General features: G+C 40.0%; 13 protein-coding genes. All 13 read left to right on the top strand.

The window, feature by feature from the left end:
• Positions 1 to 427 (top strand): hypothetical protein (locus L1D51_RS06720; RefSeq protein WP_239963259.1); only part of this gene is annotated, 427 nt, incomplete at its 5' end.
• 107 nt (positions 428 to 534) lie between these two features.
• On the top strand, positions 535 to 1,032 hold the full coding sequence (locus tag L1D51_RS06715) for a DUF411 domain-containing protein (RefSeq protein WP_239963258.1): 498 nt from the start codon (positions 535 to 537) through the stop codon (positions 1,030 to 1,032).
• Complete coding sequence (locus L1D51_RS06710) at positions 1,032 to 2,459, top strand: TolC family protein (protein WP_239963257.1); 1,428 nt, start codon at positions 1,032 to 1,034, stop codon at positions 2,457 to 2,459. Before L1D51_RS06715 ends, L1D51_RS06710 begins: the two co-directional genes overlap by 1 nt.
• Positions 2,459 to 4,201, top strand: coding sequence for an efflux RND transporter periplasmic adaptor subunit (locus L1D51_RS06705; protein ID WP_239963256.1), 1,743 nt, complete (start codon positions 2,459 to 2,461; stop codon positions 4,199 to 4,201). Before L1D51_RS06710 ends, L1D51_RS06705 begins: the two co-directional genes overlap by 1 nt.
• Positions 4,202 to 4,216: 15 nt before the next feature.
• A complete protein-coding gene (locus L1D51_RS06700) occupies positions 4,217 to 7,354 on the top strand; it encodes an efflux RND transporter permease subunit (RefSeq protein ID WP_239963263.1) in 3,138 nt (1,045 codons plus the stop codon).
• Positions 7,354 to 8,061 (top strand): PepSY domain-containing protein, encoded by a 708-nt coding sequence (locus L1D51_RS06695; protein WP_239963255.1) that lies wholly within the window; start codon positions 7,354 to 7,356, stop codon positions 8,059 to 8,061. The genes L1D51_RS06700 and L1D51_RS06695 overlap by 1 nt, the downstream gene beginning before the upstream one ends.
• A complete protein-coding gene (locus L1D51_RS06690) occupies positions 8,061 to 9,893 on the top strand; it encodes a 2Fe-2S iron-sulfur cluster-binding protein (RefSeq protein ID WP_239963262.1) in 1,833 nt (610 codons plus the stop codon). Before L1D51_RS06695 ends, L1D51_RS06690 begins: the two co-directional genes overlap by 1 nt.
• Positions 9,894 to 9,917: 24 nt before the next feature.
• Positions 9,918 to 10,265 carry a copper resistance CopC family protein gene (locus tag L1D51_RS06685; protein WP_016708251.1) on the top strand — a complete coding sequence of 116 codons (348 nt, stop codon included), beginning with the start codon at positions 9,918 to 9,920 and terminating at the stop codon, positions 10,263 to 10,265.
• An 18-nt stretch (positions 10,266 to 10,283) separates the two neighbouring features.
• A complete protein-coding gene (locus L1D51_RS06680) occupies positions 10,284 to 11,171 on the top strand; it encodes a copper resistance D family protein (protein ID WP_239963261.1) in 888 nt (295 codons plus the stop codon).
• A 15-nt stretch (positions 11,172 to 11,186) separates the two neighbouring features.
• Positions 11,187 to 11,657, top strand: a complete 471-nt coding sequence (locus tag L1D51_RS06675; RefSeq protein WP_239963254.1) for a YybH family protein — start codon at positions 11,187 to 11,189, stop codon at positions 11,655 to 11,657.
• Positions 11,658 to 11,684: 27 nt separating this feature from the next.
• A complete protein-coding gene (locus L1D51_RS06670) occupies positions 11,685 to 13,508 on the top strand; it encodes a copper resistance system multicopper oxidase (protein ID WP_239963253.1) in 1,824 nt (607 codons plus the stop codon).
• Complete coding sequence (locus tag L1D51_RS06665; protein WP_239963252.1) at positions 13,505 to 14,365, top strand: copper resistance protein B; 861 nt, start codon at positions 13,505 to 13,507, stop codon at positions 14,363 to 14,365. Before L1D51_RS06670 ends, L1D51_RS06665 begins: the two co-directional genes overlap by 4 nt.
• A 206-nt stretch (positions 14,366 to 14,571) precedes the next feature.
• Positions 14,572 to 14,778, top strand: a complete 207-nt coding sequence (locus L1D51_RS06660; RefSeq protein ID WP_275669128.1) for a heparan-alpha-glucosaminide N-acetyltransferase domain-containing protein — start codon at positions 14,572 to 14,574, stop codon at positions 14,776 to 14,778.
• The last annotated feature ends 426 nt before the right edge of the window (positions 14,779 to 15,204 follow it).

Raw genomic sequence — 15,204 nt, 5'->3', positions numbered from 1 at the left:
AAATAAATACATTAGTATTTTTCTTGTGTCATTGTACGAGAACTTTATGTCTAAAGTATTTTCAAAAGTCTTAGTAATAACGCTTATGTTGGTTGCCTTCGTTGGTCAAACATTTGCGTACTCTGCTATGCCTTGCGAAATGCCGTTAGGTTCTCACGAGTCACATGTGAGCTTAGATCTTCCGAAGTTGAGTCATCATGAAGGAATGAATCATGGTGAAGTGAATAAAAGCAGTAATAATCAATCAAAAGATTGTTGTGATGTTGAATGTGTTTGTCCTGCAAATGCTTGTTCATCTAGTACAGTCCTAAATTCGAGTATTGATTCTACAGGTATGCATATATTGAGTGAATCTGTAGCTGCTCTGGAATCTAAACAACCTCATTCAATTTCATCTTCCCTTTATCGCCCACCAATTTTTGCTTAATACAGGATTAGTGCGTCCAAATTTCGCGCACATGTAATTAATTTTTCTGTTAGTCAATATAGCGTCGTAGCGCTATAGCTATTTTCCAGCGATGTCTGGGGGCAAAAATGATCAATAAGTATTTAAAAATAGCAGTTGTAATGCTGCTTTCACCTGCGTTTGCAAACGCCAATGAACATAAGCATGCACACAATAACGACGTAACACCTTTGGAGTTAATCGTTTATAAAACCCCAACTTGTGGGTGTTGTAAAAAATGGATAACTCATATTGAAGACAAAGGGATCGTTGCGTATTCCAAAGATTTCCGAAACATCGGCAACATCAAAACTAAATATGGTATCAAACCTAATTACCGTTCATGCCACACGGCAGTGAGTAAAAATGGATTTGCCTTTGAAGGTCATGTACCCGCTAAGTTTATTCAGCAGTTCTTGTCAGAAGAGCACCCCAATGCGATTGGATTATCTGTCCCAGCAATGCCTGTTGGCTCTCCGGGCATGGAAGTCGGCGACCGCTTTATGTCATATAACGTATTAATTTTATTTAAAGATGGAACGAGTAAAGTATATGCAGAAGTTAAGGCTTATGAGGAGCAATTCTAATGAGATTAAATGTTTCAAGCCTTACTCTACTTTCAACTTCGCTAATGCTCGGCTTGTCTGTATTCTCAGCTCAAGCTGAGAAAGTAGTGTCACTTGAACAAGCTATCACCTTGGCTCAGCAAAATGATCCTTGGCTTCATGGGAGTCGGTTAAAACAAAGTGCGGTTGAAAATAGAAGTATCGCTTCAGGTACTTTGCCTGACCCCAAAGTATCACTAGGGATAATGAATTTACCAACAGATACTTGGGACTTAGATCAGGAAGGAATGACTCAACTAAAGGTTGGTGTTTCTCAAATGTTTCCTAGAGGTGATAGTTTAAAGATTAAACAAGAGCAATTAAAAATTGAGTCAACGAAATTTCCACTGCTACGAGAGGATCGTAAGGCTAAACTGATAAGCCAAGTATCACAGTTATGGTTAGATGCTTACTTAGCCCAACAAACCATTAAATTGATTGAAGCGGATTGGGCGCTCTTTGAGCAGATGGCGGAAGTTACTAAAGCTAGCTACTCAAATGTTGTTGGTAAAACCAGACAACAAGATGTTATTCGTGCTCAATTGGAAATCGTGCAGTTAGATGACCGATTAACTTCGCAAAAGCAGAAACTAGAAACAACAATCGCTCGCCTTAATGAGTGGCTTCATATCTACGATGCTGCTGGCTTGAATGAATCATTCAACTTTGATACGCAACCATTAGAGTTTAGGGTTTCTAAAAAGTTGCCTGCAATTCATTTGAACAATTCAACAGTCCTAAAAGCATCTAATTACTCAAGAAATCTATTGGCTCAGGAGCTTTCGAATCACCCAGCCATACTTGCAATTGATATAAAACGCAAAGCTTCAGAAAAAGCAGTTGAGTTAGCTAAACAGCAATATGAGCCGCAATGGGGTGTTAATGCTAGTTATGCCTATCGTGACAATATGCCCACTGGTGATAGCCGAGCTGATTTATTTTCTGTTGGAGTAACGTTTGATTTACCCTTGTTCACCGAGAACAGACAAGATAAGCAAGTTGCAGCTTCTATTGCAGATTCAGAGACTATTAAAACCGAGAAACTATTACTGACGAAGCAAATGATCAGTATGGTGGAAAAGGAGCTTAGACAGCTTAAGCGTTTATCTGATAGGCAATCTATCTATCAAGAACAACTCCTTAAACAAACTCATGACCAAGCAGAAGCGTCATTGACAGCTTACACAAATGATGATGGCGATTTTGCCGAAGTTGTTCGAGCAAGAATCGCAGAATTAAATGCCAGAATATCAGCCTTAAGAATTGATGTTGACGCACTTAAAACAGTTGCTCGTATCAACTATTTCTTTTCGCATTCTCAATCTAACTCAAATGCTGAACATAAGTCGATGCAAACTTCACACAAAACGAATCAGCACTTATCCAATCAGCAGTTTGGAGTAAAATAATGTCAACGAATACTAAAACAATTATTGCCATCATCATTGGTGCTGCACTAGGTGCAGGAGTATTGAGCTTATATCAAGGTGCAGGTTCAAACAGTAATACAGATGAAACAATGTCAGCAGAGAAAAAGCCTCTGTATTGGGTTGCACCGATGGATTCTAATTACCGCCGGGACAAGCCCGGTAAGTCGCCTATGGGGATGGATTTAATTCCTGTGTATGAGGAAGAATCATCTGGTGATGATTTTGGTCCCGGAGCAGTAAAAATTGCGCCTCATGTAGTGAATAATCTAGGGGTTCGCACTGCACCTGTTGAGCTGAAAAATATGCATACTGAAATATCAACGGTTGGTTACGTTCAATATGATGAAGATAAGCTAATTCATATCCACCCACGTGTTGATGGTTGGATTGAAAAACTCTATGTCAAAGCGGCAGGTAACCCTGTAGAGAAAGGGCAGCCTCTTTATACACTGTATTCTCCTCAGTTAGTTAATGCGCAAGAAGAACTTTTAATAGCTTTAAAGCGCGACAATAGTTCCTTAATTTCGGCGGCGAAAGATCGCCTTAAAGCGTTACAGCTTTCAGCAGATTTCATTCAAAAGCTAGAAAAGACTAGAAAAGTTCAGCAAACCATCACCTTTTATTCGCCACAAGCAGGTGTTGTAGACGGTTTGAAGATTAGAGAAGGCTTTTATGTCAAGCCGGGAAACACCTTATTAAGCATTGGCCAACTAGATCAAGTTTGGGTTGAAGCAGAAGTGTTTGAACGTGACGCAGCCTTAATTAAAGAAGGACTGCCTGTATCAATCACACTTGACTATTTACCCGGTGAGGACTGGGCTGGTGTCGTTGATTATGTCTATCCAACATTGAACAGTAAAACACGTACACTCAGAGTGCGACTGAAATTTGATAACCCAGACTATCAATTAAAACCAAACATGTTTGCCCAAGTATCTATTCACGCTAATCAAGCTGATAGCACGATACTCGTACCTAAAGAAGCCGTCATTCGCACTGGGAAACAAGACAGAGTTGTACTTGCCTTGGGGGATGGGCAATTTAAGTCTATCGAAGTGACAATAGGCCGGGTTGATATCGATAGTATCGAAATTTTAGAGGGTCTTAACGAAGATGATGTTGTGGTGACATCTGCTCAATTCTTGATTGACTCTGAATCAAGTAAAAACTCTGATTTTAAACGAATGACTCATGACGAAGTACCTAGCTCTGTTTGGCTGGAAGGCGAAATCAACAGCGTCATGGCAGGACATCGTATGGTTAATATAACTCATGGTCCTGCTGAGGCTTGGGATTGGCCTGAAATGACAATGGACTTCGATTTGGGTGAAAGGGTAGATATTGATTCACTGAAGTCTGGTCAGTCTTTGCACTTTGAAGTGAGCAAAACCGAAGACGGTGGGTATGAAGTTACTGGAATTCATATCATGAGTGAGTCTGAAGTATCTTCTGCAACAGTATCAGGTCTAATCAATACGATTGATATTGATACACGGATTCTAAATATTAGCCGGGGCCCAATAGAGAAATGGGATAGACCTGCGGCGACGATAGATTTTATCGTTGCGGACAATATAGAAATGGTTGATTTCAATGTTGGGGATAACGTCAATTTCACTTTTGAGGTGAGAGAAGACTTCGTAATCACTGAAATCTCTCTTGAATCAGATGAACAACACGGCAAGGAAAATAAGCCTGTAGTTGAACACTCGAATCATTAAATTGGGAGATAAATGATGATTGAATCAATTATTAGATGGTCGATAGGTAATCGATTTTTCGTAATATTGGCGGCCTTAATTCTGATTGGTGGTGGGCTTTTTTCTCTAAAGAATACGCCTGTCGATGCAATACCAGATTTGTCTGATGTACAAGTGATCATTAAGACGAACTATCCCGGTCAGGCACCACAGGTTGTTCAGGATCAAGTAACTTACCCTTTAACAACCGCAATGTTGTCGGTTCCGGGGGCCGTTACTGTTCGTGGCTACTCATTTTTTGGTGACTCATTTGTTTACGTAATTTTTGATGAAGACACCGATCTTTATTGGGCAAGGAGCCGAGTGCTTGAATATCTTAGTCAAGTTGCCCCTTCGTTACCTGCAAGTGCTCGACCTCAATTGGGGCCTGATGCCACTGGTGTTGGCTGGGTTTATTTATACTCATTAATTGATAAAACAGGTAACTTGGATATTAGCCAATTGCGCAGTATTCAAGACTGGTTCTTAAAGTATGAACTTCAGACAGTTCCCGGCGTTTCTGAAGTTGCAGCTATTGGGGGGATGGTTAAACAATACCAAGTACAAGTCGAACCAGATAAATTAAGAGCCTATGGTGTGCCGCTTAGTCATGTTCAAATGGCGCTTAAACGAGGTAACCAAGAAACAGGCGCCTCTGTTGTTGAAATGGCAGAAGCTGAGTACATGGTAACTGCATCTGGCTATATTAAGAGTATTTCAGACATTGAATCCATTCCGCTTGGTATCAATTCCCAAGGTACGCCTCTTACCATTGGAGATGTAGCACAAGTCAACCTAGGACCACAAATGCGTCGAGGCATAGCGGAGTTAAATGGTGAGGGTGAAGTCGTTGGTGGTGTTGTTGTCATGCGCTTTGGCGAAAATGCACAAAAAACCATTGATGGTGTTAAAGCTAAATTAGAAGACTTGAAAAAAGGGTTACCTGAAGGGGTCGAAATAGTCACGGTTTATGATCGTTCAGGTTTAATTGGTGAGGCAGTTGAGAACCTTTGGTATAAGCTACTAGAAGAGTTTGTGGTAGTGGCACTCGTTTGTATTGTTTTCTTATTTCACGTGCGTTCATCATTAGTCGCCATTTTCAGTTTACCTGTAGGCATTCTTGCAGCATTTATCGTGATGCATATGCAAGGAATTAACGCTAACATCATGTCATTAGGGGGAATAGCAATCGCCATAGGTGCGATGATCGATGGTGCAATTGTCATGATTGAAAATATGCATAAGCATATGGAGAAAACGCCATTAACTAAAGAAAATCGATGGCAAATCGTTGCCGAATCTGCCAGTGAAGTCGGCCCAGCACTGTTCTTCTCGTTGTTGATCATTACCGTTTCATTTGTTCCTGTGTTTACTCTAGAAGCACAGGAAGGACGTATGTTCTCGCCATTAGCATTTACTAAAACGTATGCAATGGCAGCTTCAGCGGCCCTTGCAGTGACTTTAGTACCTGTATTAATGGGATATTTCATTCGAGGAAAAGTATTACCAGAGCATAAAAATCCAGTTAATCGTCTATTAACAGCAGTTTATATGCCAGTACTAAAATTAGTGCTGAACTTCCCTAAATCAACAGTTGTTGGTGCTATTTTTGTGACTATCGTTGGATTTTGGCCTGTCGATAAGATCGGTAGTGAGTTTATTCCTCCTCTAGATGAGGGAGATTTAATGTATATGCCAACTACTTATCCGGGTATCTCTATTGGTAAAGCGCGGGAGCTATTACAGCAAACAGACAAATTGATTAAAACCGTGCCTGAGGTTGAGTCGGTATTCGGAAAAGTGGGTCGTGCAGAGACGGCTACTGACCCTGCGCCGCTGACTATGATAGAAACCTTTATCCAGTTAAAGCCACGTTCAGAATGGAGAGAGGGCGTGACAACGGAAAGTCTTAAAAAGGAATTCGACAAACTAGTTAAGTTTCCGGGGTTAACAAATGCTTGGGTAATGCCAATTAAGACTCGAATTGATATGTTAGCAACTGGTATCAAAACACCTGTAGGTATCAAGATCGCTGGCTCAGAACTTTCGGTGATCCAAGATATTGGTAAGCAGTTAGAGACGATCATGATGGATATTCCGGGAACAGCATCGGTTTATTCTGAACGTGTTGCTGGAGGTCGTTACTTAAAAGTTGATATTAAGCGTGATTTAGCTGCCCGGTATGGACTTAATATTGCGGATGTTCAGCAGATCGTTGCTTCGGCTATTGGCGGTATGAACGTCACTCAAACGGTTGAAGGGCAAGAGCGTTACCCTGTAAACCTTCGCTACCCTCAAGACTATCGAGATTCACCGGAACAACTCGCTCGACTACCAATAGTAACACCAAAAGGGTTGCGTATTTCCTTAGCCGATGTCGCCTCTGTTTATGTTGAAGATGGGCCTCCGGGCATTAAGAGTGAGAATGCTCGCATTAATGGTTGGGTCTTTGTTGATATTGACGGTGTAGATGTGGGTACATATGTCGTTGAGGCACAGAAAGTTGTTGCTGAGAAGCTGGTATTACCTGCGGGGTATTCTTTAAGTTGGTCAGGCCAATATGAATATATGCTTAGAGCCAAAGAAAAGCTTACCTATGTTATTCCATTGACATTGGCGATCATCATTGTTCTGTTATATCTGAACTTCAGAAACTTTGCCGAAGTAGCGATCATTATGGGCACATTGCCGCTGGCGATGATCGGAAGTATCTGGTTGATGTACATACAAGGGTTTAATTTCTCAGTCGCTGTAGGGGTTGGTTTCATCGCGCTTGCAGGAGTTGCTGTGGAGATTGGCGTGATCATGTTGGTGTATTTAAATCAGTCATACAATGCTTTAAAAGAACGTTGTATCGCTGAAAATAAATCAGCAAGTATTGCAGATTTACGTGAGGCTGTTTTAGAAGGCGCTGGGATGCGAGTACGACCAGTAATGATGACCGCCGCAGCGATAATCGTTGGTCTTCTCCCAATTCTCTACGGTACAGGGACGGGGGCCGAGGTCATGAGTAGAATTGCGGCACCTATGGTTGGTGGGATGGCGAGTTCTGTAGTACTTACACTTCTTGTATTGCCAGCAATCTATTTCTTGACGCGTATTCCTGCAACCAAGAATCTCGCGAAGGAAAGCTGATGCTTCGATTTGCACGTAAATACCACAAATGGCTAATGGCTTTTGTGGGAGTACAATTCCTTTTCTGGTCTATTACTGGCGTGTATATGGTGACTATGGATATTCACTATATACACGGCGAGTCATTAGCTAAGAGTGAGAAAACCGAAATAGATTTAACAAGTGTGGATTATTCCATTGCAGAGTTTGCTGTTGCTTACCCTGAAGCTAGCCAAGTCAAGCTTACCCAAAGTATGGGCAAACCTTTGTATTCTTTTATTAATGGTGAACATGGGAAAGTAGCAATTGATGCTCAAACAGGGGCTGTTCAAGCCATGGTTGATGAAATCAAAGCTAAAAAAATCGCACAATACCATTATGCGATGAGTCATAAAATGGACAGCATAAGATTGATTAAGTCAGCGACAGATATGCCTGCTGAGTTGTCCCCAAGGCATTTACCTGTTTGGAGAGTGACGTTTGAGCAATTCTCAACACCGACATTTTATATAAGTCAACAAACAGGAGAACTTGTTGCCAAGCGTCATGATTACTGGCGATTGTTTGATTGGATGTGGCGGTTCCACATTATGGATTACTATGATGGAGAAAACGTATCTAACTGGTTTTTGTTCTTGGTCGCAACTCTAGGTCTAATGGGAGCAATTACTGGCGCAGTATTGACTTATTACCGAGTGCTTTCCCCAAATAAAAAGAGAGTCATTTGATGCGACTATTTAAGTTAAATACAACGATACACAAGTGGCTTTCTTTATTTGTTGGTTTACAACTGCTTATTTGGTTGGGAACGGGCCTTTACTTCAATTTGATGGATCACAGTAAAGCCAGTGGTAATGAACTTAGAGTTCATTCTCATCATGAAGGTAGCATTACAGGCTTTGACCTATTCCCTATTAAAGACATTACTAGTAATGCTCCGCAGGAAGTAAACCTTATATGGGTTTTACATCAGCCTTACTATCATTTTGTGTTCGATAAGGGGCAGCATAGCTATCAAGAACGCCACTCAAAGCTATTTGATGCTGTAACAGGAAAACCATTTAATTTGTCTGAAGAACAAGTACTAACTTTGGCAAAAAACTCCTACTCAGGACAGGGTAAGTTAACTACTCCAGTGTTATCTCAACCTCCGTTTTCTGATCACGTAAGGCAGCAAAATCCTATGTGGCAAGTTGCCGTTGAGGATGAGAACAATACAACTATTTATTTAGATAGTATTACAGGTCAAGTACTTCGCCATGCCAATGATGATTTCAGATTGAAAGATCTGATGATGAAGCTTCACTTTATGGACTATGGCAATTCTGGAGGATTTAACCATTGGTTGATCATTGCATTTGCTTTTGCAACGTTATTCCTTTCAATTACTGGTGTTACTTGGCTGATACAACAGTATCGAAGTGGTTTACTGAAGCTAGGTTGGGGCACTAACAGGCAAAAAGTGGCAGTGACGTTTTCCAATGAAAATACTATTACTGACATCTCAGCAGTTGGTCGCTCAACTGTATTAGAAGGGCTAGCTAGTTCACATGTATACCTTCCTTCAGGTTGCGGTGGTGGCGGTACTTGTGGCAAATGCGTGTTCTTAAGTTCAACTAAATTAACTATCACACTATCTGAACAGGAACATTTATCTCAGGAGCAACTTAAGGAAGGTTATCGGCTTGGATGTCAGCATAGGTTCTCTGAAATTAGTTCGATTGAAGTTAATACTGATCGCAATATTGAAAATCATGAGCTAGTTGTGGTTGCGACTAATTTCATTACTCCTTTTATCAAGGAAGTGAAATTTAAGCTGAAATCAGGCAAACAGTTGGCATTTAAAGCTGGTGCATATATGCAATTTGATGTGCCAGCAGGGATGAATAGCTTACGTCCAGATGATATGCCAGAGTGCTATGAAAAATACTGGGATAGCTACTATCATGGAAAATTTTCTCATAACGGTGTAACTCGCCACTACTCATTAGTTAACTTTGACGAGGAGTCTGATGAGTTAATGTTTAATATCCGTTGGCAGACCGCAAAGAATGGTTTTAAAGCAGGAATAGGTTCAAGTTATTTAGGTTCACTCCAAGTAGGTGAAACGATAACTGCAAAAGGCCCTTTTTCTGATTTTTATGCCACTTCAAATAAAAAAGTTAGTCGCGTGTTTATAGGTGCGGGTTCAGGACTTGCACCACTGAGGTCTATTATTTTTGAACAGTTGAAAAAGCATAAGGATAAAAGTGGTTTGACTCTTATCTATGGTGCGCGAACTGAAGATGACTTGCTATACCATAATGAATTGAAGTCACTGAGTGAGAAGCATAAAAACTTCTCTTATATTCCTACTCTTTCTAATCCTTCAGAAGAATGGCAAGGGCACTCAGGCTATGTTCAAAAAGTACTTCTGCCGTATATGAACCAAAAATCAGAACTGCTTTTGGCTGAGTTTTACTTGTGCGGTCCAGAAACAATGATGAGTGAAGTGGAAAAAATAATTACAGATGCTGGGATTCCAAGTAATCAAATTTTCAAAGATAAATTTAGTCGTTAATCCATTAAATAAATAGAGGTATATATGAAAACATTAATTAAACTTTTAACCATAATCAGTGTTGTTTTTAGTAGTGCAGTATTTGCACATGTGCATCTTGAAAAAAGCGTGCCTGCTGATAATGCAATGCTAATGAATACTCCAGAAAAATTGACATTGGGATTTAGCAAAGAGGTACGTGTAGTTAAAGTTACGTTGAAAAATAAAAAAGGTGAAAATATTAAATTTGACTTTAAACCATCAAAAGAAGCTTCCAGAGAGTTTTCATGGGAACTACCTAAATTAGCTCCAACAAACTATATCGTTGATGTGACCTATTTAGGTAAAGATGGACATAAAATGAAAGATAGCTTCGGCTTTATGGTTCATTAGGAAGGCTGTGTGATTGATATGGAAATGTATATCTGGAATACAGTCATTGTACTGTCAAAAATTGTATTTTACGTCGGCTTTGCCTGTATTGCCGGCTATACATTTTTCAGACAAATTTTTGAGCATAATGAATCTCATAGTAATGCTGTAATAGCGAATTTAACGTGGACAAGAACTTATATAGTTATGGCTTTGATCGCTAATATTACTTGGTTCTTTGCCAGTACTGGTGCAATGGCAGAAGAGGGAATTCAGGGGGCGATAGACGCTGATATATTAGCTATTGTGTGGGACTCCTCTGTCGGCACTGGAGCTTTGCTTCGAGCGCTTGGGCTAGTTACCGCAATAATCGCTTTAGCTTTAAGGTTCAAACTCGCTGTGAACTCGTACTTAAAACAAAGCGCTTTAATGTTGAGTTTATTAATCCTTGCATACTCATTCACGTTACTGGGTCATATTTCTGAGTTAGGCACAATTGAAAAAGGCTTGCTTATTTTGCATGTGCTCGTTATGGCATGGTGGTTTGGGGCGTTATTGCCACTAAAACAGGCTTGCCATCAGCTAAGTTATGCAGAACTTCATTTGCTGATGGAAAGCTTTGGCAAACAAGCAAGTTTTACATTGAGCCTATTGTTGGTAGCAGGCCTCTGGCTCGTGATTCAATTGGTCGGAAGTCTTGATGCACTAATAAGCTCAAGTTACGGACAAACACTGTTGTTTAAATTGGCCCTTGTAGTGTCTATTTTGGCACTTGCTGCTAAACATAAACTAATACTCGTTCCACAACTTAAAAATAGTCAAGGCAGAGAGGCTTTATCTAAATCTATCTCGATAGAAATGGTAGTAGCTTTTGCCATTTTATCTGTAACGGCTGGGCTTACTAGTGTTGTTGGCCCTGCAAATTAAAACCTAAAAGAGAGAATGAAAATGAAAACAATAAATATATTACTCGTTTTATTAATGACGTTTAGTTTCGCAGCAAACGCTCATGGTGATAAGAACAAAGACAAAGGTTTGTTTAAAGGTATAGACACCCCTGCCGCAAAAGTTGTTTTGGCATTTCATCAAGCACTTGAAACTGGCAATCAAAAACAGGCTAGAGCGCAGTTAGCGGATGATGTCACCATTTTCGAGGGAGGCCGCGTTGAAAGGAGCGCTGATGAATATGCTCATCATCATATGTTGTCGGATATGAAGTATTTAGCAGCGATGAAGAGCGACACACTTGAACATCAAGTGACGATACTTGGAAATACCGCTATCTCTGCGTCGCGTAGTCAAACTACAGGTACTCATAAAGGTGTTGAACGCAATTATCAAGGCATGGAAACGATGGTGCTGGAAAAACAAAATGGTGAATGGAAGATTAAGCACATTCATTGGTCACATTAATTTATTGGTTAAATAACGGAGTACAAAATGAGAATTAAAAGTCCATTACATCAAGTTTCTACGCCACGTAGACGCTTTGTACAAGGTGTAATTGCTGGCGGTGTATTAGCTGCTTTTCCAAGTGTTCTTCATGCAGCTTCATCTTTGATTGCTGGAACTTCAACAGGTACTGCGCCCGAACTAAGTGGAGAAGTAATAGATTTAGTGATAGATGAGTCACCCGTAAACTTCACAGGTGTTGTAAGAATGGCTACAACAATCAATGGCTCAATACCAGCTCCTACCTTGCGCCTCAGAGAAGGTGATGACGTTACTATCAGGGTAACTAATAAATTATCAGTGCCGAGTTCAATTCATTGGCATGGGATCATTCTTCCGTATCAAATGGATGGCGTACCGGGTATTAGCTTTAAAGGTATAATGCCGGGTGAAACCTTTGTTTATAAATTTAAGCTGCAACAAAGCGGCACATATTGGTATCACTCACACAGTGGTTTTCAAGAAATGACAGGTATGTACGGCGCATTAATTATTGAGCCAAGAGAAAAGGATATTATTAGTGCTGATAATGAGCATGTCATCCAATTGTCTGATTGGACTGATGATGACCCAATGGATTTGTTTCGCAAGTTAAAAGTACAGAGCGATGTATTTAACTTTAATCAACCTACTGTTCCAGAGTTTTTTGATGACATTTCAAATAGCAGCGTTTCAAATGCGCTACAACGCCGGGAAATGTGGAATAAAATGAGAATGAACCCTACAGATCTTGCAGACTTATCAGCATCTGCAATGACTTTTTTAATGAATGGTTGTGCGCCTTTGACAAACTGGCGTGGAATGTTTAAAGCTGGCGAAAAGGTTAGGCTTAGATTTATTAACGGTTCTAGCAATACGTTTTTTGATGTAAGAATACCTGAGCTGAAGTTAACAGTTGTACAAGCTGATGGACAAAATGTTGAACCTGTGACAGTAGATGAATTTAGATTTGGTCCCGGTGAAACTTATGATGTACTTGTCGAGCCAAAAAATGATGCATATACGATTTTTGCACAAAGCATGGATCGCTCAGGTTATGCTAAAGGTACTTTATCAATGGCACCTAACGTTGATGCACCTGTACCTTCTTTAGACCCCGTTGAGTGGTTAACGATGACAGATATGATGGGCAATATGACCCATGATAGTGTGCATTCTACAATGGCTGATACGGCAGGTACGTCGGGCATGAATTCTAATAAAATGGATCATAGTGCTATGGGTCATGGATCGATGGCAATGGATCATAGTAAACATGGAATGACTAAAAACCCATTAGCTGTTGCTAGCACTAAAGTGCGTCATGCAAAAACAGAGTATGGAGCTTCTGTTGATATGCGTGTTGATATGCCTAGAACAAACCTTGATGATCCCGGTATAGGTTTACGTAAAAATGGACGCCGTGTTTTAACACTTGCAGATTTACATTCTCTTGAGGGAATTACAAACCAGCAAGAGCCAGAGGCTGAAATTGAATTACATTTAACTGGAAACATGGAGCGTTATAGCTGGTCATTTGATGGCTTGGAATTTGGAAAAAGCACGCCAGTTCACATGAAGCATAATCAACGTTTAAGAGTTATTTTACAAAACGATACAATGATGACACATCCAATGCACCTGCATGGTATGTGGAGCGATTTGGAGAATGAAAAAGGTGATGTACAGGTTCGTCGCCATACTATCCCTGTACAACCAGCGCAAAGAATTAGTTTTTTAACAACACCTCATGACGTAGGTCGCTGGGCATGGCATTGCCATTTATTATTCCACATGGATGCAGGTATGTTTAGAGAGGTAGTTGTATCATGAGAAAATTAATACTAACCAATACGTTAAGACTATTATTAATAGGTTTGCCCCTTATAAGTGTATCTGTATCTGCAAAAGATGAGATGACTGAGATGGGTGATTCTAAAATGCAAGCACAAGGTGGAGATGCACCTAAAGATGCTAGAGACCCTCATGCTTATGCCGCAGGTACAACATTGACTGAAGGTCCTTATGCACTCAATAGCGACAAACGACTGACTTTGGCAGATGAGCATTCATTTTACGCACTACTAGGGGATCGTCTTGAATATAATGAGCAAACAAGCGCAGGTGTTTTTGACTTTCAGGCATGGTATGGCACTACTTTTGATAGATTAGTCATCAAAACTGAGGGAGATTTTAGCGAAGGTAATTTAGAGGAGAACCAAACAGATTTTCTATGGGGCCACGCATTATCTGCTTATTGGGATACACAAGTCGGTATTCGACTTGATTACAATAACGAAGGTGAAAACCGCAAATGGCTAGCTTTTGGTTTACAAGGTCTAGCCCCCTACTGGTTTGAAATTGATATGACTGCTTATTTAGGAGAGCAAGGTAATAGTGCATTTTCGATCGAAGCTGAGTATGAGCTATTACTTACTCAAAAGTTAATTGTTCAACCACGAGCAGAGTTGACGCTTTACGGTAAGGATGACTTCCAAAATAACCTTGGTAGTGGCTTATCTAGCAGTGCTATTGGTTTTCGGGTTCGTTATGAGTTTACCCGCCAGTTTGCTCCCTATGTTGGCGTTGAGTGGACAAATAAATTTGGTAATACAGCCGACTTTGCGAAGTTAAATGGGCAAAGTACTCGTGATACTGCTTTTGTTGCAGGTATCAAGTTCTGGCTTTGATGTGAAGAAATACTATATTTACTTGATGAGAGCTACCGCAATTATATTGATGGTAGCTTCATTTTGTCTGGGAATTAAAGCATCTTAGTTATATTAGGATAGGCCTACCTAATGGTCTTTCTGGAAAGAGCTAGAGAAATAATCGTCAGCTTAATTTCTATTGGTGTAAGTTAGGTTTAGTATTACCAAGTTTATTATCAAAAAAGTTGTGTTGGCAGCAATTAAAGATATCCAATGCAGCGTTTATAGTGATTTTATTCTCCCTCATTACTTTAATTGATCACTGGATTTATTTTAGTGTTTTACATTTTATAGTTGTTGCTACCACTCTATTAATGTTGGAAGGCCTAAACTTAATCTGCTACTTTTTAAGGCATACATACGATAGAAATACCGTTGAATTGGTCTTATAGTTGTTTTGAGTAATATTATTCAAAATTTTAGTGACTAGGATACTCTTCACCCTTGTTCTTGCTTAGTACTTGGTCTTCATATTTCAAAATCTTTGATATGGTTCTGGCAATTAAAAGGTTTTGAAACGCCTTCTTTTATGACATTGCTAATGTTGCACTCTTAGTTGATTTACTTGTTTCACAAGCCTCTCAAAACAATCATTATAAAGCCAGAAGCTTTAAAGACTTCCAAATGGAAATGATAGGGAGATATTGCTCTTGACCGTAGTACGTAGGTTTCAAGGCGAAGCATGATTTGGTGAGCCACTCGGCCACTGATTGTAAAACAATATAATAAGTTTGAGTATGGATATTTCTTTGGTGCTCTATGTTTAGGCATAGGCCAAACGGAAACGTTGGTAAGTCCATTCGTAAATACGAGGCATA

The organism is Pseudoalteromonas shioyasakiensis, assembly GCF_022398475.1.
GTDB lineage: Bacteria > Pseudomonadota > Gammaproteobacteria > Enterobacterales > Alteromonadaceae > Pseudoalteromonas.
The sequence above is the reverse complement of the archived record's forward strand: the minus strand, read 5'-3'. Positions and strand labels throughout refer to the sequence as shown.

Bases quoted from the DNA above. Each gene is read 5' to 3' on its own strand.
- L1D51_RS06685 (WP_016708251.1), top strand. From the start codon at position 9,918: ATGAAAACATTAATTAAACTTTTAACCATAATCAGTGTTGTTTTTAGT.
- L1D51_RS06675 (WP_239963254.1), top strand. From the start codon at position 11,187: ATGAAAATGAAAACAATAAATATATTACTCGTTTTATTAATGACGTTT.
- L1D51_RS06710 (WP_239963257.1), top strand. From the start codon at position 1,032: ATGAGATTAAATGTTTCAAGCCTTACTCTACTTTCAACTTCGCTAATG.
- L1D51_RS06680 (WP_239963261.1), top strand. From the start codon at position 10,284: ATGGAAATGTATATCTGGAATACAGTCATTGTACTGTCAAAAATTGTA.
- L1D51_RS06690 (WP_239963262.1), top strand. From the start codon at position 8,061: ATGCGACTATTTAAGTTAAATACAACGATACACAAGTGGCTTTCTTTA.
- L1D51_RS06695 (WP_239963255.1), top strand. From the start codon at position 7,354: ATGCTTCGATTTGCACGTAAATACCACAAATGGCTAATGGCTTTTGTG.
- L1D51_RS06665 (WP_239963252.1), top strand. From the start codon at position 13,505: ATGAGAAAATTAATACTAACCAATACGTTAAGACTATTATTAATAGGT.
- L1D51_RS06700 (WP_239963263.1), top strand. From the start codon at position 4,217: ATGATTGAATCAATTATTAGATGGTCGATAGGTAATCGATTTTTCGTA.
- L1D51_RS06715 (WP_239963258.1), top strand. From the start codon at position 535: ATGATCAATAAGTATTTAAAAATAGCAGTTGTAATGCTGCTTTCACCT.
- L1D51_RS06670 (WP_239963253.1), top strand. From the start codon at position 11,685: ATGAGAATTAAAAGTCCATTACATCAAGTTTCTACGCCACGTAGACGC.
- L1D51_RS06705 (WP_239963256.1), top strand. From the start codon at position 2,459: ATGTCAACGAATACTAAAACAATTATTGCCATCATCATTGGTGCTGCA.